The organism is Lactobacillus sp. PSON (assembly GCF_052615405.1).
This window is the reverse complement of record NZ_JBQXFW010000003.1, coordinates 249,430-273,144: the sequence shown is the minus strand read 5'-3', so window position 1 is coordinate 273,144 and position 23,715 is coordinate 249,430. Positions and strand designations below refer to the sequence as shown.

Sequence of the window (23,715 nt, the reverse complement as noted above, 5' to 3'; positions counted from 1 at the left end):
AGGTTACAGTTTGAGGAGCCTTAGAGTAGGTTTGAGTAGAACCATTGCCTGGCTTGCCTTCTACATCTGAATCAGTAAAAATGTAGTGGAAGTTACGTTCTACTGTTTCAGTCTTGTGGATTGGTTGAGTTTCGTGACCGTAGTAAATGTTGTATACACGACTAGTACCAAGATCTTCTGGAGTAATCTTCCAACTTTCAACTTCAGAACCATCATCTGGAGTCTCAGCTGTCGCATTCAATCCACCAGTTGGAGCAGTGTAATGTTGAGCGGTTAAATCTGGTGAATTTTGAATTGCAAATCTAGTCTTACCATTTTCAACAGTCCAGCCATCACCAATATCACCGTTGTTATCAATAGTATAACTCTTACCATCATTAGTTACAGTACCATAGCCAATAAACTTACCGTTGCTATCAGTAATAGTACTACGAGTAAATGTGGCAGTTTCAGTTACAGGGTTAGAAACCTTAACATCACTCTTATCAATTACACTTTGAGGGATACGTTGTCCAGTTACCTTGTCGTAGTAGTTAATAGTACGAGTAACTGATTTTTCTTCAGTAGTAGCCTTGTAAGTAGGTGTAGTTGGTTTGGTAGTTTTGTACCAAACAGTTACTTCTACATTATTCGAATTATGATTTATATTTGGTACTTCTTTAACATTACCATTACCATCATTATATGAAGAATCTTCAACACGGGTAATCTTAAAATTATCAATTGCTGGAGAATTTACTGAATTAAAAGTACCATTATCACTATTAGTTCCTTTAAGAACCCAAGTATATGGGTCGCTTTGATTAGTGACTTCAGTTGTACCATCTGGACCAGTTACATACTTCCCAGTAGTTTCATCTAGGTATGCTGTACCTATAAAAGTTAAACTAGCATGGTAACTTTCATGAGCAGTATCACCTGGATTATAACCACTGCCATCATTTCCCTCATATTTGTAGTTAACTGTTTCAGTAACAGTCTTCCTAGTTGTTTGAGAGGTAATGATATGTTTAGGCGTATTCTTCTTATATAAAATAACTAAATTATCATTTGCAGGTGAACTACCGTTAGTAATGGCAGTATGGTTCTTATCATTTACATGATAATCTTCACCTACCATTAAAGTTTTTTGCCCTACTAGTTCTTGTTTAGGGTTAGCTGGCGTCCCATAATAAACCTTTACATATTGATTTCCTTTTTTATCAATATATTTACGCTCTACAGTAGTAATGGTTTTTCCATAAAGATAATCAGTCATCAATACCCCAATTTGGTATTTACCAACAACTGTACTACTTAAACTACCAGAATATGGTGCATTAATTTCATCTTTATTTTGTTGTACTACTGAAGAATTAGCATACTTACTCATTGCTTCTTCAGGAGAAACATAAGTATAGTCTGGAATATCAAGAACTGCATTTTTAATATTATAGCGCTGTGAAGAAAGACCTGTTTGACTATATTCAGGATGAACTTCTTTACCAGTATCTATATCAAGATAACGAATATGTTGAGTTACTTTGATTGGAGTGTGAGTAGCCCAAATTGCACCTTTACCGTCATCTGAATATAAGTCTTTTTCATAAAGTTCAGTAGATAAATTACCTATTAAGCCAGCAGAACTTTGATTGACACTATTAGGATCTGTTATACGGTAATTAACAATTGTACCTTCGTCCATCCAGTGACTATCAAGCATTCCTTTATAACCATCACCAGTACCATGTATTACTCCAGATGCTCCTTTGTCTTTTACATAGTAGTAAACATTGTCCCCTGGATTATCCCGATCTGTCCAAAAAGTGACGATTCCACCATGTGCCGTTTGAAATTGAGCAAATGTAATTAAATCTTTAGATACATTTTTTCCTGAAATCGTAGCTGGAGCGCCACTTGGAACAGCATACTTATAAACTGGATCAGTATAAGTAATACTTGGATTATCAGCATTAGCACTAGTTTGAACAGCTAATGAGGCTTTAAGTAATTGAGAAACTTGCTTTTGACTTAACTTTTGAACATCAATTTGATTATCTTTATTAGTTAAGCTATTTACAGTAGTTTTAAGTAAATTAGTTTCAGCAGTTGATAAGTTAGTTTTTTCAGTTTTTCCTTCCAAACCTGTTTTAAAAAGATCAACTTGCTTATCTGTTACTGTATTTTTATCCGAATTTATATTTTTCTTAGTTATATTACCAGCGGTTCCTTTAGATGAAAGAGTGTCTTCTGGCAATGCAGCTTTAGTTGTAGAAGTTGAATCCTTAGCAATTTGTATATCACTTTGATTTTGTTGTTCAACAGCTTTGGCTTTTTGCTTTTGTATTTCAAGCGCAGTTTGAGTATTTTGATTTACTTCATTATTATTTATAGTGTTTTTTGATACAGGATTATTACTTTTTTCAGTATCTGCAGCAACACTTTCTTGATTATTATTTAATTTTTCAGATTGTGGTGTATTTAGTGTTGTAGTATTTTTATTATTTTCAACATTATTACTTTTTTTGTTTACTTTTTTATTATCAGAATTTTTTTCAACAGTACCTGCTTCAACATTAATATTTTGATTTACATTAGCAGCATCAGAATCAGCAACTTGATTGTCGCTTTGAACTTGAACAACTGCCTTTTTAGCAATAGAAGTATCTACAGATGAATTTACTTTTTGACTATGACTTTCATCGGTAATATCCTTATCTTCATTGTTACTTGTATCAGCATGAACAGTTGCAGAGTTTGTACCCATCCATAAAGTTGTACCTAATAAAACAGAAGCAGCACCTACTGTCAGCTTCCTAATTCCAAAATGGGATTGGCGCTCAGCAGCCTCCTCCATTCTTTTAATATGATTATTTTTTGAAACCATATTCAGCCTCCAAAAATCTTAGTTTCCTTATTTTTCTATACTTTAATCATAACACTTTATCATGTTAAAAAACATGAAACAATAAAATTAGCAATGTCAACTAAACGCTATAATTTTAGCATGTTTACTTAAAAAATACTATTGTGAAACACTAAAAAAACAAGTTATCTATTAATCAATTTTTACTATTGATTTTCGATAACTTGTCTTTTTTTTAATTAAAATTTTTACTTTATTTTATCACTTATCTCTTTCTACGTTTTTTAACACCTGCAAGTCCTAACATGGTAAGTCCAGCTGCTGTCAATCCAATAGCTGTAGCTATTTCGCTTTGATTTTGGTTTGAACCAGTTTTTGGAAGAGTCTTTGTGTAATGAGCTTTACCATTTTTATCAATATAGCCAATAATCGTACCACTTGCAGAAATAATATCACCATTTGCATCTACATGTTCACCATGGGGTCCAATATTATTGTTCCAGCCATTTACACTTTGACCATGTGGTGCAACATTATTGCTCCATTGACCGTGAGGCCCGACATTATTCCAATAACCACTTTGAGAATGTGGTGCATTATTGTAATTATAATTATTCTTTGGAGTTGATGGTTTTGGTTTATTGTTTTCGTGGTGTTTCTTTGGTGGCTTCGGATTTTCTGGTTCATCAGAAGTATCATCCGGTTCATTTGGTTCATCCGGCTCATCTGGGGTTGTCTTCTTAGTATAAACAACTTCAGTATTTTTAGTCGGATTATCTGGTGTTACTGTACTTTGACTTGGTGTATAACCATCAATTGATGGTACTGGTTCATTTGGCTCTACCTTAGTTGGATCATTTGGATCATTTTCATATTGTGGAGTATCTGCTCCTGGAATTGGATTATGATCTGGATCTACTGGCACAATTTTACCAATCTTATGATAAATTACTACAACACTTGCATCAGGATCTTGTGGTGTTACGGTTTTACCACCTGCAGTCTTAATTTCTGCAACATAACCTTTAATTACTGGGACAGTAATTTTACCAAATGTGTAACTATTTTGATCTGGAACTCCATTAGTAATAGTAAATGTGTGAGTTTGAACATCTGCTTCTTTTAATGGAGTATTGTTATCACCATCTATAAAGGTTATTGTTTGTTTACCTATTACTGTAGTTACTGATGGCTCAGGTGTTGGTGTTACTGGAGTAACTGGAGTCTCATCTTTAGTATAAGTTACAGTGTAATGACGATTGATATTAGATTCGGTAGCTTTCACAGTATCTCCACCTACTACACTTTGATTTGGAGTATAGCCAGCAATAGTTGGTGAAGTAATCTTTTGATAAGTTTGAGAAGCTGGAGTCCAACCATTATCTTTAACAATCTTACCTGTTACTTTATCTATTACTAAGTGATGTTCAAAACTAACAGTTGTCACACTCTCTTTAGGAGTTTGACTACCGGCTCCTTGATAAGTAATAGTTTGAGTACCAGTCTTAGTCAAAGCATCTTTTCCAGTATCTTCTGGCCACTTAGGTCCATTTGGATCGTTAGGATTGATTGGTTGACCTGGTTGACCTGGATTATCTGGGTTTACAGGTACTAAATCATGTTCTACATAAATAGTTATCTTTTGTGGGCCCTTTGTAATTTTATCTGGAATTGTAACATCAGGATTAATTACTTTATAACCTTGATTTTCAAGATCAGTAATAACCTTGGTCTTGTCGTAATCAACTTTATCGCCAACTTTTTGTTCACCAGAGTCATAACCATACTTTGGAATATCAGTATTAGTTGTATTATCATGAACAATAATTATTATTTGACCCTTATCTTTTGGATTTGGAGTGTAAATAACTGTAGTATCTTTGCCCGGATTCTTTGGAGTTACTGTTGGTACTTCTGGAGTATAGCCTGGAATTGATGGTACTGGCTCATTTGGTGTTACTTTTGTAGGGTTATCTGGATTAGTTGGATATTGTGGAGTTGGAGCATTTGGAATCTTATTTCCTTCTGGGTCAACTGGAACAATATGACCATTTGGTTCATAAGTAACTACTACTTTATAACTCGTTTCATCATGAGTAATAGTTACAGCCTTAACTTCAGTATTATTATCATTACCATCTTTACTAATAGTAGTTACGTGGTAATTTTGAACAAATGGTACATTTTGACTATCAACAGTCTGAGCTGGACTCCAAGTAAGAGGAGTAATCCATTTACCAGTTACATTATCAATTACACCATGAGCTGTAAAGTGAACAGTTTGTTCTACCGGAGCATGAACTTCTTTACCTTCACTATTTACAAAAGTTATAGTTCTAGTAATATCTTTACTTATATTATCTTTTCCAGTATTATCTGGCCACTTAGGTCCATCTGGATCGTTAGGATTAATTGGTTGACCTGGTTTGCCTGGATTATCTGGATTTACTGGTGTTGTTCCATGTTCTACATAAATTACAACTTTTTGTGAACCCTTTGTAATTTCACTTGGAATTGTAACATCAGGATTAATTACTTTATAACCTTGATTTTCAAGATCAGTAATAACCTTAGTCTTATCATAATCAATTTTATCGCCAACTTTTTGTTCACCAGAGTCATAACCATACTTTGGAATGTCAGTATTAGTTGTATTGTCATGAACAACGACAATTATTTGACCCTTATCTTTTGGAATTGGAGTGTAAATAACGGTTGTGTCTTTACCAGGATTCTTTGGAGTTACTGTTGGTACTTCTGGAGTATAGCCTGGAATTGATGGTACTGGCTCATTTGGTGTTACTTTTGTAGGGTTATCTGGATTAGTTGGATATTGTGGAGTTGGAGCATTTGGGATCTTGTTTCCTTCTGGGTCAACTGGAACAATATGACCATTTGGCATATAAGTTACAGTTTCCTCTGCTTTAAGCTTATCAGGAGTAACTGTCAATCCACCAGCAATCTCTTTATCAGCATGGTACCCTTCAATTACTGGAGTAGCTACTGTACCAAATTTATGATCACTAGGTGTCCAGCCATTATCTTTAACAATCTTACCTGTTACCTTATCAATTACCATATCATGGTTAAACTCAGTAGTCTCTACATTATCTTTAGGTGTTTGACTGCCAGCACCTTCATAATGAATAATTTGTGTACCAGTCTTAATCAAGGCATCTTTTCCAGTATCATCTGGCCATTTTGGTCCATCTGGATCGTTTGGATTAATTGGTTGACCAGGCTGACCTGGATTATCTGGAGTTACAGGTATCAAACCATGTTCTACATAAATAGTTACTTTTTGTGTACCTTTAGTAATTTCACCTGGAATCGTGACATCTGGGTTGATTACTTTATAACCTTGATTTTCAAGGTTAGTAATAACTTTAGTCTTATCATAATCAACCTTATCGCCAACTTTTTGTTCACCAGAATCATATCCATACTGTGGAATATCAGTATTAGTTGTATTATCGTGAACAATAACTATTACTTGACCTTGATCATTTACATTTGGAGTATAAGGTACATGAGTATCTTTAGTTGGATTATCTGGAGTTATATTTGGAACATTTGGAGTGTAACCTGGAATTGATGGTACTGGTTCATTTGGAACTACCTTAGTTGGATCATTTGGATCATTCTTATAATTTGGTGTTGGTGCATCTGGAATATCTTTACCTTCTGGATCAACTGGAACGATTTTACCAATTTTAGCATAAACTACAGTTGCTACAACATCTGGATTTTCGTGAGTTGCAGTTAAACCACCTGCCACAAATTTTCCATCTTGATTAATGTAGCCACTAATAGCTACATAGCCATCAATTACTGGCACAGAAACTGTATCATAGGTATGAGTTTGTTCATTCCATTTACCTTGATCGATAATTGCTCCTGTTGTTTCATCTATAGTATCACCACTATAAACGAAAGTATAAGTTTGTTTATTTTGTTGATAAATTTCTTTACCACTTTCATCAACAAACTTGACAATCTGGCTGGATGGAACAGTTTGATTATTTTTAACGGTTGTACCATTCGGTGCATAAGTTACAATTACCTTATAACTGCTATCGGTATTTTTAATAGTAGCTGCTCCAACATTATTACCATCAGCATCCCTACTTACACTTACTACATGGTAACCCTTAATAGTTGGTGAAACTTGAGATGGAACTTCCTCACTAGTCTTATTCCAAGTCAATGGGGTAATCCATTTACCAGTTACTTTATCTAAAGTACCACTTTCAGTAAACTTGACTGTTTGTACAACAGGTGAAGCAATTGTTTTACCAGTATTATTAATGTAATCAATAGTACGAGTAATTGTCTTAGTTAAACTATCTTCTCCAGTATTATCTGGCCACTTTGGTCCATCTGGATCATTTGGATTAATTGGTTCACCTGGCTTGCCTGGGTTGTCCGGATTTACTGGAGTGGTTCCATGTTCTACATAAATTGTTACAGTCTGATTACCTTTGGCTATTTCATTTGGAATTGTCACATTTGGATTAATTACTCTATAACCTTTATTTTCAAGATCAGTGATTGTTGTAGCTTTATCATATGTAAACTTAGTTCCAACATCTTCACTACCACTTGATTTACCGTATTCTGGCAAGTCTTTGTTATCAGTTACATCATAAACAGTAACCGTAATTGATCCTTTATCTGTTGTAGGAGTTGGTGTTACTGGCTTAAATGGAACTTCTACATTCTTAGATGGATCATTTGGATTTGGATCCACTGGATCTCCTGGTTTTTCATTTGGATTTTCAGGAGTCCAAGTATCAGGAACATTAGGTACAATTCCTGTGTCTACCTTAGTTGGATCATCTGGATCAGTTGGGAAGCTTGGTGTATTAGTACCAGGAATATGGTTGCCTTCTGGATCAACTGGTACAATTTTACCATTTGGATAGTAAATGACTTCATCTTTAACATTTGGATCTTGAGGAGTTGCAGTTAGTCCACCAGCTTCTTTTTTATTTGCATGATAGTCTTGAACTACTGGAGTTGGTACTTTTTCAAACGTCGTATTATTTGGTGTCCAATCAGTAGTTGTAATAATTTTACCAGTTACATTGTCAAAAGTAATGGTCCTAGTAAATGCTTTATCTTTAGTGATTACTTTAGTAGTGTCAGGTCTAGAATTATCACTATAGTGATAAGTTATAGTTTGAGTAGCATTTTCTACTACATCACTTTCAGAAGTTCCAGCTGGATACTTTGGCCCATCAGGATTATCTGGATTTACTGGGTCTCCTGGATGACCAGGCTTATTTGGAGTAACTTCTGTTGTGGTGTGAACTAGATAAAGAATAAATTTTTGTTCAACTTTACTATCATTATCATAATTACCAAACTTAATCTCACTATAGGTCTTTGGATTGCTTTCTTGACCTGTATCTGAAACAAAACCATCTAACTTGTATCCCATAGTAATTAATTGATTTACATAAGCTTGAGAACCACTAAATGAAATTGGAGTATCAGACTTACCATTTGCATCATAAGTATTTAAAGTGATTAAATTCTTTGGATCATTTCTATCAATAATAGTAAGTTGAGCTGATTGATTTTCTTGAGTTGGAGTTGGTGGCGTTTCATTCTTAGAATATACAACCGTTACGACGCTATCATTATCAGCAGGAGTTACAACTTCTGCACCAACTGTAGGAATATTTACTGAGTCATAACCAACTTCTTTTGGAGCTTTTGACTTTACTGCATCAAATGTTGATGAAACTGGTGTCCACGCACGGTCTCCTTCATTTACACCAAGATCAGCTTTGCCATCATTATTTGTATCATAACCAAGTAACTTACCAGTTACTTTATCGACAATTGCAGTACGAGTAAAGGTGACTTCCTGCTTATAAGTATCTTTACCATCTGGAGCACCATCAACTTTGTCACCATTAGTATTTACATAGTTAATAGTACGAGTAATTGTCTTGTTCAATTGATTCTTATCAACGCCGTCTGGGTACTTCGGTCCATTAGGATCCTGCGGATTAATTGGATCAGTTGGTGTCTTTGGATTATTTGGCTGTACTGGAATAGTTTCATGACCATAGTAAACTATCACTTTACTATTTTCAGTAGCTCCTGTTACTGTTACTTTTGGAACTATCTTAATGTCAGGTGCAGTGTAGCCATAATTCTCCAAGTTCGGAGAAGTTACTTCTGTCCATTTTCCTGTATTCCATCCAGCTGGATTATTAGGATTAATAGTATAACTTTTACCATCTTCAGAAACAGTTCCATACCCAATAAAGTTACCATTACTATCGTTGATTCTATATCTAATAAGGTTTACAGTTTGAATTTGCGGTTTTGCTAAATTTTCTGGAATAGCAGTATTAGTTACGCTATCCATATAAGTAATATTACGAACTACTTCTTTTTCTTCTTTAGTTCCCTTATAAGTTACCGTAGGAGTTGTACCAGTATTACGATAAGTTACTGTAATATCGCTAAACTTGCTTGTTGGTAAAACGCTAGTTGCTGGAACAACTGGTATATCAACTGAATTAAATGGCTTGCCCTCTTTATCAAGAACACTTGCTGGCGACTTAGAATCTACCGCTTTAAATTCCGTGCTATATGGAATCCATGCACGACTTGAATCTTCAATGTCAACTTTGTCATCATTATTAATATCATATCCCAAAATCTTACCAGTTACCTTGTCAACAATTGCATGTTTAGTAAAGGTTGCTGTTTGTACATAGTCACTCTTACCATCAGGAGCTCCATCAACTGGAGTAGTTGTTCCATCACTGTTAACTCCAACATAATGAATTGTACGAGTTACAGTTTCTTCAAGATCTTGCTTCGTTAAGCCTTCTGGATACTTAGGCCCGTCTGGATCATCTGGATTAATTGGAACATTAGGATTTTCTGGATTATCTGGAGTTACCGGAATAGTTTCATGACCATAGTAAACATTAATGGTCTGATCTTTAGTAGAGGAATCAACAGTTACATGAGCAACTTCTTTAACATCAGGAGCTGTATAACCATATTTAGTTAAATCTGGTGAAACAACCTCACTCCAAGACTTATCATCAGTTGTCCAGCTATCATTTGGAGTAAAGGTCTTACCATCTTCAGAAATCTTACCGTATCCTACAACATTACCTTTATTATCTAATACAATTTGACGAGTAATTGTAGCATTTTGAACTACTGGGTTATCTTTAATTAAACTAGCAGGAATCGGCTCACCTGTTACTTTATCATAATAGTTAATAGTACGAGTTACTGTCTTTTCTTCTGGATTCTTACCGTAATGATAAGTAGTTCCTTCCTGTACTGGATTATAAACTACATTAACAGTTAAGTTGTTCACATCATTTGGTGCAGTAACTGTATACTCTTTAACACTACCGTCTCCTCCATCATAGCTTGCATTATCAACATGGTTGTAATTATAAGTAATACTATTGTAATCAATGGTTGGACGCTTTTGAGTTGCTGGGAAAGTATAGGTGTTGCCATCTTCACTTGAACCGCCGTCAACTTTATAAGTCCATGTTAATTTACCACCTTCATTAACAATATTGCCATTCTTGTCAAGGTTTACAAGTTTATTAGTTACTTTATCTCTAACGCCTTGTCCAATGAAGACTACATTTGAATTAATTGAATCGGCAATCTTAGTACCATTTTCATCAACATAGTTAATAATGCGATTTACTGTTTTTTCTAAATCTGCTTTAGTATAGCCAGCACCTGGATTATCTGGATTTACTGGAGCTGTAGCATGTACTAAGTAAATAGTAAAGTCTTGGCTCTTTTCTGGATCATTATCAAAAACAGGGAACTTAATACTATCAGCTGACGTACCAATTGAAGAGTTAGTTTCATCATTAATTGCACTGTCGAACTTATAACCATTATTAAGGAAAGTTTCTACAATACTTTGTTCACTTGGAAAGACAATTTGAGTTCCTGCATCCCCTTGATCAGTCAAACCAGAAACTAAAACTTTGTTTTCTGTCTTGTCAACAATCTTCAAATTAGCATGTTGAAGTGCTTGAGATTCTGGAGTATAAATAACATTTACTAATTGATCTTGTCCAGCAATTGGTGCTGAGAAGGTTACTGTTTCTTGACTTGGAGTATAACCGGAAACTTTTGGAGAATTTACTGGGGTAAAACTAGTCTTATCAGGAACAGATTTTTCAACTTCTCCAGTTACAGCGTCAACAGTATTAGTAAAGATAATGGTTTGCTTAGGACTATCGGCAGGAGCTTTAGTACCATCTGACATAATATAGTGAACTTGGGCAGTAGATGGAATTTTTTCTTCTTTTGTACCATGGACTAAGTAAATCTTAAACTTTTGAACATTGTCTTTGATATCATCAAAGTCTGGCAACTTCCAACTATCTTTACCATCTTGAATAGAAGTGCCTGGTTCACCATCTGTAACATTAAAGGCACTATTAAATACATATCCATTATTAATGTAAGCCTGAACTGTAGGATCTAATCCTTGGAAAGTAATTTGAGTTCCTGCAACACCATCGTCATTATTAAAGGTACCTAAAACCTTGTTTTCAGTTTTATCAATTACTTCAATAGTAGCTTTTTGAGCAGTTACTTCAGATGGAGTATTTGGTGTATAAGTTACAATAGTGTAAGGATTTTTACCATATTCTGTCTTTTCGCCGGGAACATTATCAAGAGATGGAGTGTAATCTTTGATAGGAGGTGTTGGAACATCCTTATATTGCTTAATATCAGTAGTCCAATCACCGTAAGTAGTTTCACCAGTTACTAAATCAGTAGTATCTGTCTTAGTCCAGTTAACTGTTTGAACGTTATCTTCCGGAGCTTTTGGCTTGTTTTCAGCATTTCCTTCAACTAAGTAGTGAACTGTTGATGTAGTTGTACCCTTTTCAACGTGTTCACTCTTGCCATGCTTTAGATAAATAGTGAAGTACTGAATTTCTGGCTTATTCCAGAAGTCACCATAAGAAACTGTGACATTCTTACCACTACCGCTTGAAATACTTGTACCTGTAATTTGGGCTGCAGTTGTTGCATCTTGAATTACATTTCCTTCTACAGCCTTAACAAATACATATCCAGAATTCAAATAAGAAGTAAGGGCTTGTTGTGAACCATCAATATTAGAATTATTTACAGTAAACTTAATTGGTTCACCTGCTTCACCATTATAGTTGGTAAAGTGGGTAAGCTCCTTATTATGCTCATCCATATCAACAATAGTTACACGTGCTTTTTGAATAGTTGGATCTGGATCATAGATAAAGGTTGCAGAGTGATTTTGAGAATTTGGTGTTACAGTAACTTCAACCGCACCATCTTTAACTGGAGTTGATTCACCATCATTGTAAACATACTTAAGTTTATAACCTGGAATTTCTTGCGGAATAAATTGTGCTAAAGTACCACTTTCTGGAGTCCAAGTTACATCTTCTTGACCAGTTAATAAGTCCTTAGTGCCAGTTTCTTTGAAGGTAACGGTTTGCGGAGCTTTAGAATAAGTCTTATCACTACCATTACCAGGTTTCCCTTCAACATCAGAGTCTGTGAAAATATAGTGGAAAATACGTTTAACAGTTTCTGTCTTATTAATTGGTTCAGTTTGGTGACCGTAATAAATATTATAAACACGGTTAGAATCTGTTGGCATTACAGTCCATGAAGGAACTTCGGAACCATTTTCGGTGCTAGAAGCTGTTGCATCAAGACCACCAGTTGGAGCAGTGTAATATTGAGAAGTTAAGTTTGGTGAAATAACTTCGCCTAAAGTGTTAGATTGAGTAGTCCAACCATCTGCAAACTTAGTGCTAGTTGGAACATACTTACCGTCTACAACTGTACCATATCCTACAAACTTATTATCTTGATCATATACCTTGCTTCTAGTAAAGGTTACATCACCTAATGTTGGGTTAGTAACGTTTGAACCAGCTTTTCTAATTACATCAGCAGGAATTGGTTGACCGGTTACTTTATCATAGTAATTAATAGTACGATGGATTACTTTTGATTCAGTTTCTGCATGATAAGTATCAATTGGAGTTGGAGGAGTTGGGGTTGACGGTGCGCGGTAAAAGAATACGAAGTCTTGGTGACCATCATGAGCACCATTTACACCGATGGCATCTTTATAATCATTAGGGCTTGTAATACGTGGAATTCCATACTCTCCTCCGAAGGGAGACTTTGAAGAAATATTTAACCCGCTAAGTCCATACCTATTTGGACCTTTAAATAATGGATCAGAGGATTTAAAATTCATTAAATATACATTTTGTATAATATATTTATCCGGTGTAAATTGGTCACCAGTGTTCAAAAGAAAAGTATTAAGATCCACACTTCCTTCATTATTTATTTGCTGAGTTATATAAACTAATAAGTAACCATAATCAGTAGATGACATTGTAATATCGCCTTTACGACTATTACTTACTGTTCCTGTTAAAGGTTCATTCCAAATATCACCTGCTTTAATCTCTAAACCATTATTAGTAGCAATAACTTTGTTAATTGCTGCATCAGAGATATTAGATGAAGTATATGTTTGATCATATATCTTATCACCTGTAGACTTAACATTTTCAGGTATTACACGATCATAAATCTTACCATCAAAGTTTATCTTATTAAGTGCAGCATCAGTAATATTATAATTACTACCTGAACTGGCATTTTTTGAAGTAAACTGCTTCATAATTTCTCCAGTATCAGCATTAATATATGTAATAGTTTGACTAGCTGTTCCTACAACAGGACTACCTTGAGCTGGCCAATTATTTTCTGGGGCATAATTAGCGGGTATTCCATCCATAGCCAAAGCATTAAATTTACCATGTCCACTCGTCGCTCTTACTTCACCAGCATAATAAACTTTTTTTGTTTTTAAGTCCGTATATTTAAATCTACTATATGTATATGCTCCAACGGTTAAACTTGACTGAAGTATATTATACTCCCCACCCTGATAACTACTTCCAGGAAGTACATCATTTGGATAAACAGTAAAGTTTCTTTTAGTAAGATGTCTTGAATCTCCATCTGGAGCTGCATCTGATAATGTAACTTGTAATTTACCATTTTTATAGAAGTATAAATTTTTACCTGGGTCATCTATATCAGTAGTGTAGTTAAAAGTAGAATTAGTTGCACCATCTTTAGCTATAGAATATTGTAATTGACCATTATATAAAGCGTTTGGATTTTGACTATAATGAAAATCAGGCGTAAAAGTATTCAAATCTACAGGCGTATCGCTTGAACTATCATCTTTAACAAATGAAGCATTGAATAATTTCTTTAATTGAGCTGCACTATATTTAGACAAATCAGCTTGCTTATTTGTTTGGTCATTTTTTGCAACAATAGCCTTAAGGATATTTAGTTCAGCTGGAGAAAGTTCACTTTTTTCTGTTATACCACTTTGTCCAGCTTTAGAGATATCATTTTTAGTATTCGAAATATTTTTACTAGATTGTGCTTTTTCTTCAATATTTGCTGCTTGTTTAGAAGTATCAGCAGTATTTAAAGCATCCCTTGTGGCACTTTTAGTAATTTTATTATTAATATCTTTATCTATATTAGTTTGATTTGTAGTATTTTGTTCAGCTTTTGCTGCTTTTTGCTTTTGAACTTGCAAAGCAGTATCATTAGCTTGTTTATTTGTTTGATTTAAATTTTGCTTTTGAGCAGAATTAGTAGTCTTAGCTGCAGCATTTTCTACTTTTTGAGTAGTATCAACATTAGCTGCAGCTTGCTTGTTACTAGGTGTCTTTGTTGTATTATTCGCTTTTTGATTTTGATCAACATTTTGCTTAGAAGTATTTTGGTTAGTTTGAGATGTTGAATTTTGTATAGTTTTATTATTAACTTCAACTACTGCTTTTTTAGGAGTAGTTGAATCTACGTTTTGACTATGGTTTTCATCAACAGATTTATCATTTTCATCCTTTGCATCAGCATGTGTAACATTTGCACTTGTACTCATCCATAAAGTTGTTCCTAAAAGAACGGAAACAGCTCCTATCGTTAATTTACGAATACCGAAGTGTGATTGACGATTAGAAGTTTCCTCCATTCTTTCAGCATAATTATTTTTTGAAACCATGTTTCAGCCTCCCATATTATATTCACTGGAGTAATAATTTTCTTATTTGACACCTTCATGGTAACACTTTCATTTAATAAACCATTAACAAAAGCACTTAATAGACAGCTGATTTGATAATAAATCGTATATTATATTTATAACTTTGATATTTGTAAATAAAAAATCAATGCCATTATATTGACATTGATTTTTTATCTTACTTAACTTTTATTGCCAGTGCTTCATATGGTCTAAGATTAATTTGCTTTGATAAAGATTCTAAGTGAGAATCATAATTAGATAATAACAATTCAACTTCCTTATTTTGATATTCTTCAGGCAAGTCTGCTACTGCATCTTTACCATAGAAATTAGTAAACACCAGTAGCTTTTCATCAGAATCTTCTAAATATCTTTCATAAGCAAAGATTTGTTTATCATCTTTCAAGAACATCTTAATATGTCCATCAGAAATTAGCTTTTCATCTTTACGAAGCTTAATTAGCTTTTGATAGTAATTAAAGATTTCACCACTTGTTAATTCTTTTTCAATATTAATTCTTTCTTCATCAGTTGGCTTAAGCCAAGGTGTTACATTACTAAAGCCAGCGTTTTTTTCGCTATTCCAATGCATCGGTACACGAGAATTATCACGAGACTTAGTTTTAATTATTTCAAATGCTTCACTTTCGCTCATTCCCTTAGCAGTCAATTCTTCAAAAGCGTTTTTACTTTCAATATCAACATAATCACGAATTGAAGAATAATTAGGATCAATCATTCCAATTTCTTCACCCATATATATGTAAGGGGTCCCACGCATTAAGTGAGTAGCAGTTGCTAGCATTTCGGCAGATTTTTCACGAAATTTACCCGTATCGCCAAAACGATTTAATGCCCAAGGCTGGTCATGATTATTCCAAAAGAGGGCATTCCAACCGCCACCTTTATCCATCTTTTCTTGCCATTCAGTAAATAGTTCTTTAAGCTTCATAAAATCAAATGGCATTTTTGACCATTTTTCTCCATTTTTATAGTCAACTTTTAAATGATGGAAAGTAAAGACCATAGATAATTCATGTTCATTTGGATTAGAATATTCAATCGAATTAGGAATTGTAGTTGAAGACATTTCTCCTACTGTTACACTATCTGGATCTTGACCAAAAGTTGCTTGATTCATTTCTTTCAAATATTGATGAACAATTGGAGTATCTGTATAAAGGCTCTTTTCTTGAACTGGGTCAGTTGAATCAACAAGTTTTTCATCCTTACCAGTAACATTAATAACGTCAAATCTAAAGCCCTTCACTCCCTTACTACGCCAAAAGTTAATTACTTTAAAGACTTCTTCACGTACTTCAGGATTATGCCAATCAAGATCAGCTTGACTTGGATCATATAAGTGCAAGTAATAATAATCTGTATCACCAAATTTAGCCCAAGCTGGTCCACCAAACTTACTTTGCCAATTAGTTGGCAGACTTCCATCTGGTTTAGCCTTTCTTAAATAGAAAAACTTCCGATACTTTTCATCCCCTGCCAATGCTTTTTTGAACCAAATATTGTCAGTAGAACAGTGATTAAACACCATATCTAACATTACACCGACGCCAATTTCTTTAAGCTTTTTAACTAATAATTCAAAATCAGCCATCGTTCCAAAGCGAGGATCAATTTCATAATAATTAGCTATATCATATCCGTTATCTTTTTGTGGTGATACAAAAAATGGATTGAACCAAATCATATCAACATTTAATTTCTTAATATAGTCAATTTTTTTAATGATTCCTGGAATATCTCCTACACCATCTCCATTTGAATCATAAAATGACTTGGGATAAATTTGATAAATTACTTTTTTGCCTAAATCGTTCATTATGTTCTCCTTAAAGTTGAATTTTTTGTCTTCTAGCAAAATCCACAAATTTAAATTTAGCTGGATTATGGAATGATAAAGTTAATTGGAACAATGTTGTATCATTTAAGAAATTATGACTAGCAACTAATACTGCAACATCATCAGGAATCTTCAGCTTATCTTGCAATTCGTTATTAACTTTTTCAACTGTAATTTCTTTAGTTGCATAAGAAATATTTAAACCTACTTTATTTTCTAAATAATCATAAATAGAACTTTCTGCAACTTCTTTTGGCAACTCCTCAATTGGCGGAGTAAACAAATAATCACAATCTAATACTTGTGGCTGATTATCAATTAAGCGTAAACGCTCAACATAAATTCCCGCTTGCTTTTCTTGATTGGGAAATTTCTCCTTAAAAAGACCTGGTAAATCTTCCATCTTATCTAATTTAAGGACTTGAGTTTTTGCATTCATACCTAAAGATTTATTAAGTTCAGAAAAACTTGTAATTCCTGATAAAGGAAAAGAGTACTTTTCTAAGTCCAAAACTATTGAACCTTTACCTTTTATTTTTTGAATCATTCCTAAAGAATTTAACTGCTCTAATGCCTTTCTAACAGTTTCTCTAGACGAGCCATATAAGGTCGTTAATTGACTCTCACTTGGTAAATATTCGCCTGGACAATACTGCTTGAAACGAATCTTTGATGCAATATCTTGTGCAATAAGATCAGATTTTGATTGAGTCATAATTGTTCCTTTCTAACTTGATTTCAGGTTTATTATATCTATCATGTATGGATATGTAAAGTAAAAAAATAATTCTAATTTATAAGCAATGTAAGCGATTATAAAATAATCATTGACAACTTGTCTAGACATGTTTATTATAATAATTGAATTAAATGAAAACGCTTAATAAAGGGGAGACAATAATATGCAGAGTAAAGAAGTAGCACTACTTGCCCCAGCAGATGGGACTGTAGTAGCTTTAGAAAAAACTAGCGATCCTATTTTTAGTAAAGGCGCGATGGGAGAAGGATTTGGTTTAACACCAAATGATAATAAAGTTGTAGCTCCAGTTGGTGGAACTATTTCGATGATTGCTGATACTAAGCACGCAATCGGAATTACCACAGAAGATGGGCTTGAAGTTTTAGTTCATATGGGAGTGGACACAGTTAGTCTTAAAGGAGAACCATTTAGTGTTTTAGTTGAAAATGGTCAAACAATTAAGCCTGGTCAAGATATTGCTAATATGGATATTGACTTTATTAAAAATAAAGGCTTAGATACAACTATCATGACATTGATCACTAACTCTTTTGATAAAATTTCAGGAATCGACTTAACTGAAGGAATAGCTAAAGCTGGTCAAGTCGTTGCTCATGCTTATCTTAAGAGTGAAGATACAGAAGACACTTCTGATAAAAAATTATCTTATGATGAACTTGCAACTTTTATTATTAAAAATGTTGGCGGTAAAGATAATATCAATAACTTAATTCACTGTATTACTAGATTACGTTTTTATTTAAAAGATGAATCTAAGGCTAATGATGAAGCTTTAAAGAATCAACGTGGAATTTTAGACGTAATGCACGCTGGAGGCCAATATCAAGTTGTAATTGGTAATGAAGTAACTAATGTCTTTGATGCAGTGATGAAGCAATTGCCAAATTTAGATTCAGATTCGGCTCCAGCTCCAGAAAATGATAATCGAAATCCTATTTCAAAAGCATTCGGTAACTTGATTGGTTTTATTACCGGTTCTATGAGTCCGGTAATTGGAGTAATTGCTGCTTCTGGTATTATCAAAGGACTTTTAGCTTTATTAACATTGCCACAGCTTGGTGCATTACTAAATGTTAAAAGTCCAATTTACATTACAGTCAGTGCCATGGCTGATGCAGCCTTTTTCTTCCTACCTGTTTTAGTAGGATTCAGTGCCGCTAAACGTCTTAATAGTGATCCAATGATTGCTGCAGTTATTGGTGGGTTCCTTACTTATCCGCAAATCATCACATGGGGGCAAGCTACTAAGAATATGTTTAGTATTGGAAGTTGGAATTTCCAATTTTTAAACTATAGCTATTCTATTTTCCCTATGATTTTAGCAGCATGGCTTGCAGCAAAATGTGAGCAATGGCTTAAAAAGATATTGCCAGCATATTTGCAAATGATCTTTACACCACTTATTACAATTTTAGCAGTTTCTACAATTACTTTAGTCATTACAGGTCCGGTAATTCAAGGTGCAGCTAATGGAATTGCTGTCTTTATTAACTGGCTCGTATCATCATCAGGCTGGGTTGGCGGTCTTGTTATTGGTGCATTTTACCAACTTCTTGTTATCTTTGGTCTTCATTGGGGTGTTGTACCACTTATTGCTCAACAAATTGCCGGTAGTGGTCAAAGTGCATTGAATGCTATCGTCTGCTCAACTATGGTAGCTCAAGGTGCAGCAGTTTTGGCAGTAGCTATCAAGTCAAAGAAAGCTGACATGAAAGAATTAGGTATCGCTGCGGCAATTAGTGCTTTTTGTGGAGTTACTGAACCAGCTATTTATGGTATTAACTTAAGATTTAAGAAAGTATTTGCATCAGGTTGTATCGGTTCAGCCTTTGGTGGCCTTGTAACAGGTCTTATGCATGGAACTATGTATGGTTTTACAGGTGGCCTTATCGGATTTTCAAGTTTCTTCAATCCACAACATCCAACTCAATTAAATAGCTTCTACGCATTCCTTATTTCAAGTGCAGTGTCAATTATTGTAGCCTTCATTGCGGTTTGGGTATGGGGTTACAACGACAACATGACCATGGGCAAGAAAGTTGAAAAGAAAAAGCGTCCTGGTAGTAAGTAAATCAAGCGTTTTATTAAATTTTAAAAAGTAAAATTTTACTTGTTGTGCAACTTTTGTGCAACAAAAATCTTACTTCAGAAATCAATTGATATAAAACCAAAAATTAAGATATTTTATTGATTAGTACAAATTTAGAATCACATTCCAAATATTTAATTGGAATGTGATTTTTTATACCTTTAATTAAGAAAAGTTATCACATACGTTTAAAATTAAAAAGCACTCTCCCAACTACATAATAAAAAGCCAGCTTACGCTGACTTTATTTGCTATTATCTTTATCTGTATCTTCTATGGTCTTATTAACAGAAATATCATTATTAGATGTTAGCTTATCAATATAATTAAAGAAATAGCCCACGAAAATCAAAAATGAACTTCCACCAAAAATCCCACCAATAATTTTATGATCATTCAAAATTAAATAAAATGAACCTAACATAAATATTAAACAAACAAGAGCTAATATTATCATCGATGCCCAGGCTAAATGACCACGTCTCTTTTGCCTTGCAGTTTCTAACTTACGTCTATGCTTAGATTCTTCTATCCCATTATCAATAATTTCTTTTGCAGCCCCATGGTCTAAAGCTTCATAACCTGCTAAAATTTTAGGATGAGGAATTGGACCACTATACATATCAATAGTTGCAATAATATTATTTTTTTCATCATTTGATAATGGGAGTTTCTTCACTTGATTGATTATTTCTTGATTATTTTTATCATCAATTTCTTTCTCAGTTTTCTCTGCTTCAGCAGGTAACTTCTTATCTTGATTTTTCAAAGGTAATTAATCCCCGCTTCATATCAGTTCCCACGTTTTTCCAATCTTCTGCAATAAATCCACCATAGTTAATTGGATGGCTTGTTTTTTTTACTTTTTTGGCTTTAGAACCAAACAATACTTTTGGGATTTCTGCAATGTTGTCTATAACAGCTTTTATACTTACATCAATAAACTTTTGCATAAAAATCCTCTCCTTTATAAATTTCCTGTTTTACAATTATAATAACGTATATTTACCTAAAATGATACTAAATAAAAAAACTTTAAGAAAAACTTTCAGTATCATTAATTTAAACTACTAAAAATTTTACGAAGTATAATTTTATATTGATAATAAATTAACTATTCCCCATTCATTAAAATAATAAAAATTATAGAGATTAATATTTATATTAAACACCAGTTTTAGGACAATTTGGGGACAAAAATTTTGGAAAAACGCAAAAATCAACGGAAAACATTGGACTAAATTCCAAAAACAAAAACTGCCTGAACCCTTGATATAAAGGCTAAGCAAGCAAAAAACGCCGACTAGAAAAGTCAGCGTTTTTTTCTGGAGTTATAAAATGATGGTTTAAATATAAATATTCATAAATACCGATAATACAAGGGATTTAAGCCATATCTTTGAATCTTATTTAGACCTTAGGACAATTTTAGGACAATAAAAATAATTTTATATTAATATTTTTCATCATAAAATCTAAAATATTATTTAATATAATCATATCTATTATGACTTGTTTCTTTTTAATCCACACTTATTATAGCATAGCGTATCATTTATATTTATTTTAAATTTTATACAGTTAATCCCTCTAGAGTGTAGTTAGGTGTAGTTACCTAAATTACACCCTTTAAACCTTGTTAAATCAACGTTCAAGCTTCAAAATGACACAGATTCACTACTTTAATCCCTATCTTTTCTATATATTTTTATATTATTTTATTTATTTACTATTTACTAAAAAGTAATTACATCAATTGGTATAAAAAGTGCCATAAATACTATTATATCAATGATAATAAGATTTTTAGTAACTACACTAATACCCCAAGTAGCTACACCTTTTATTACACCATAACTACACTCGTTAGCTGAAACACTTATTACTCAAGCACTTTTAAAACTACACCGTTTTTACTAGACCAATTCCCTATAAGAAGTGTGGACTAAAAAGAAAAAAGCAGCGCTGCAAACGTTGCAACACTGCTTAGACTTAATATTTATCAGGAGTGCGGAAGACCCGCGTGGAAGTTAATTATAACACAAAAATAGACCGCTTAGAGGGATGCACCTCCAAACGGTCTAAATTTTATTTACCAAATTCTTTGCCAGTCTTTAAATTTTTAACTGGTAAATAAGCATATTGCCCATTACTTCTAGGCTGTCTAATCCATCTGTAACCATCATGATCACTGTAAGCGTCGTATTTAACTACGCTACCTACCGGTAATGTGACTATAACGCTAGATTTATCTTTAGCGCCCCATCTTAAATTTAATCTTTGTGTGGTTTTAAAGGTACCATTCTTTTTGTGCCACGTATCACCCACAGAATCTACCCAAGAATCACTTTTAGCAGTTTTAGGTATAGTTATACTAGAATTACTTTTATTGTCTCCTAGAGCTATTTTTTGCCAACCTGAGCGAGAAACATTTACTACGTTTCTATCCATGTCGTCCCCTGTAAATTGCCATACCGTATAAGTAGACCACGGAGAAACATTAAAATTAGCACTAGGAAGCTTCCAAGAATACCAATTCATAGAAGCATACCAAGCTACCCATAAACCGCACATAGAAGCACAATTAGCTACTTGAGCAATTGCAGATTGCTGAACGTAAATCAGTGGATACACTCCACTAAGTGTGTGGTATCTCTGTACAAAACGCTTAACATAATTGTAGTCACCCCAACTAGAATTTTGCATTTCTTCCCAGTCTACAGCAGGAACAGCTTCTTTTGTATAGTTTTTAGTATTTTTATAAAAGTACTCTGCTTCATTTTCAGGATTACCGCCACCACAATAATGATAAAATCCTAATAATTTACCAGCTTTTTTAGCCGCCTGATAGTCTACATCGCAATTAGGGTTTACATACCCTGTACCTTGTGTGGCTTTAACCATAACAATATCAACATCTTTTAACATTGCATAACTTCTAGGCGAACCACTATAAACATCAACCATTTTAAGCATTCTTATTTTCCCCCCTGTTTTTCAGCTAATTTCATAGTAGTAACAGCTTTTTCAATTGCCCCAGAAATTTCTGCATCACTAGGAATAGGAAGTTTTGCATCTGCTAGAGCTGTTTTTACTTTTACCATTACATCTTTTTTCTTGTTTGCGCCCTTTTCATTATCATCTTTAAGATCATAAACAAAATTGGTAACCATTTTACCTAAAATATCAATTGTGAACGCTAAAGCATTACCTTCTTCTACCTGTTTATCAATCTTAGTCTTGTGGTTTTTAAACCAAAATACACCATAAGAAATAGCGATGGCAATTACCACCGCTGAAATATCTAAAATCAAACTATTCATTTCTATTTTTAATCTCCTGTCTCAAAAAATAAATTTCATCTTTCAGTTTACGGTTATCATCACGAAGATGATCTATTTCATCTTCATCTTCTAACCATTTTTTTCGATAAAATTCCACATCACTTTTCTTTTTATTTTCATTGTCTTTGGCTCTATCATCTTTATATTTGAGATACCACTGCCAAGCAGCGATTATGGCAGAAACTAAAGCTCCAAATGTACCACTAGTTAAGACAATGACCCAATCTCTCTCAATAGTAACCACTCCCTTTTATTTCTTACCTGCTCCAGTATCACTAGTTCGAACCATAGCAAACGCTAATAACAAATAGCCAAAATCTTCAATAGCTAATGCAAACATTCGCCCTGGCTCTGGTGTAATGATTCCATGAACTGTTTCCATAAAAGTTTCAAATCCTAGAAAAGCACATGCTGATATTAACCAAATCAAATTAGCTTTAACTGGTATTCTTTTTTGTAATCCAACATAAATTATTCCAAGTCCAGTAAACAATGCCCAAGTTCCTAAAAAGTCACTATTAGCTTCTTCTAAAGCATAAGGTGGCCAAAAAAAGAACCGGTCATTAAGAATTAAATCTATACCGATTCCAATTAAAACTAATCCTAAAATAATGTGCATTGGATTTTTACCAATGCGTTGAATCCATTTTTTAAGCATT

Annotated in this window: 11 protein-coding genes; 1 reads left to right on the top strand and 10 read right to left on the bottom strand. The window is 33.6% G+C overall.

Annotated features, from left to right (window positions below):
• The 4 genes from ACTHPI_RS03150 to treR form a co-directional block, all read right to left on the bottom strand.
• Positions 1-2,866, bottom strand: a 2,866-nt coding sequence (locus ACTHPI_RS03150) for a YSIRK-type signal peptide-containing protein (protein WP_445352726.1), incomplete at its 3' end; no start/stop codon positions are given.
• 244 nt (positions 2,867-3,110) lie between these two features.
• Entirely contained in the window at positions 3,111-14,978 is an 11,868-nt protein-coding gene (locus tag ACTHPI_RS03145) for a mucin-binding protein (RefSeq protein WP_445352725.1), read from the bottom strand.
• Positions 14,979-15,177: 199 nt separating this feature from the next.
• On the bottom strand, positions 15,178-16,842 hold the full coding sequence (gene treC, locus ACTHPI_RS03140) for an alpha,alpha-phosphotrehalase (RefSeq protein WP_445352724.1): 1,665 nt from the start codon (positions 16,840-16,842) through the stop codon (positions 15,178-15,180).
• Between the two features lie 10 nt (positions 16,843-16,852).
• Entirely contained in the window at positions 16,853-17,578 is a 726-nt protein-coding gene (gene treR, locus ACTHPI_RS03135; protein WP_445352723.1) for a trehalose operon repressor, read from the bottom strand.
• Between the two features lie 187 nt (positions 17,579-17,765).
• Between treR and ACTHPI_RS03130 the strand changes: the two genes are divergently transcribed.
• Complete coding sequence (locus ACTHPI_RS03130; RefSeq protein WP_445352722.1) at positions 17,766-19,694, top strand: glucose PTS transporter subunit IIA; 1,929 nt, start codon at positions 17,766-17,768, stop codon at positions 19,692-19,694.
• A gap of 262 nt (positions 19,695-19,956) precedes the next feature.
• Here ACTHPI_RS03130 and ACTHPI_RS03125 read toward each other — a convergent pair whose 3' ends face one another.
• The 6 genes from ACTHPI_RS03125 to ACTHPI_RS03100 form a co-directional block, all read right to left on the bottom strand.
• The gene (locus tag ACTHPI_RS03125; protein WP_445352721.1) at positions 19,957-20,481 is read right to left on the bottom strand and encodes a DUF2335 domain-containing protein; all 525 of its coding nucleotides are present in this window, start codon (positions 20,479-20,481) and stop codon (positions 19,957-19,959) included.
• Positions 20,465-20,665 (bottom strand): hypothetical protein, encoded by a 201-nt coding sequence (locus ACTHPI_RS03120; RefSeq protein WP_445352720.1) that lies wholly within the window; start codon positions 20,663-20,665, stop codon positions 20,465-20,467. Before ACTHPI_RS03120 ends, ACTHPI_RS03125 begins: the two co-directional genes overlap by 17 nt.
• 1,135 nt (positions 20,666-21,800) lie before the next feature.
• A complete protein-coding gene (locus tag ACTHPI_RS03115; protein ID WP_445352719.1) occupies positions 21,801-22,688 on the bottom strand; it encodes a GH25 family lysozyme in 888 nt (295 codons plus the stop codon).
• 2 nt (positions 22,689-22,690) lie between these two features.
• A complete protein-coding gene (locus tag ACTHPI_RS03110) occupies positions 22,691-23,035 on the bottom strand; it encodes a phage holin (protein ID WP_445352718.1) in 345 nt (114 codons plus the stop codon).
• Positions 23,028-23,300 (bottom strand): hypothetical protein, encoded by a 273-nt coding sequence (locus tag ACTHPI_RS03105; protein WP_445352717.1) that lies wholly within the window; start codon positions 23,298-23,300, stop codon positions 23,028-23,030. The genes ACTHPI_RS03110 and ACTHPI_RS03105 overlap by 8 nt, the downstream gene beginning before the upstream one ends.
• 6 nt (positions 23,301-23,306) lie before the next feature.
• Positions 23,307-23,714, bottom strand: a complete 408-nt coding sequence (locus tag ACTHPI_RS03100) for a hypothetical protein (RefSeq protein ID WP_445352716.1) — start codon at positions 23,712-23,714, stop codon at positions 23,307-23,309.
• Position 23,715: the final 1 nt, after the last annotated feature.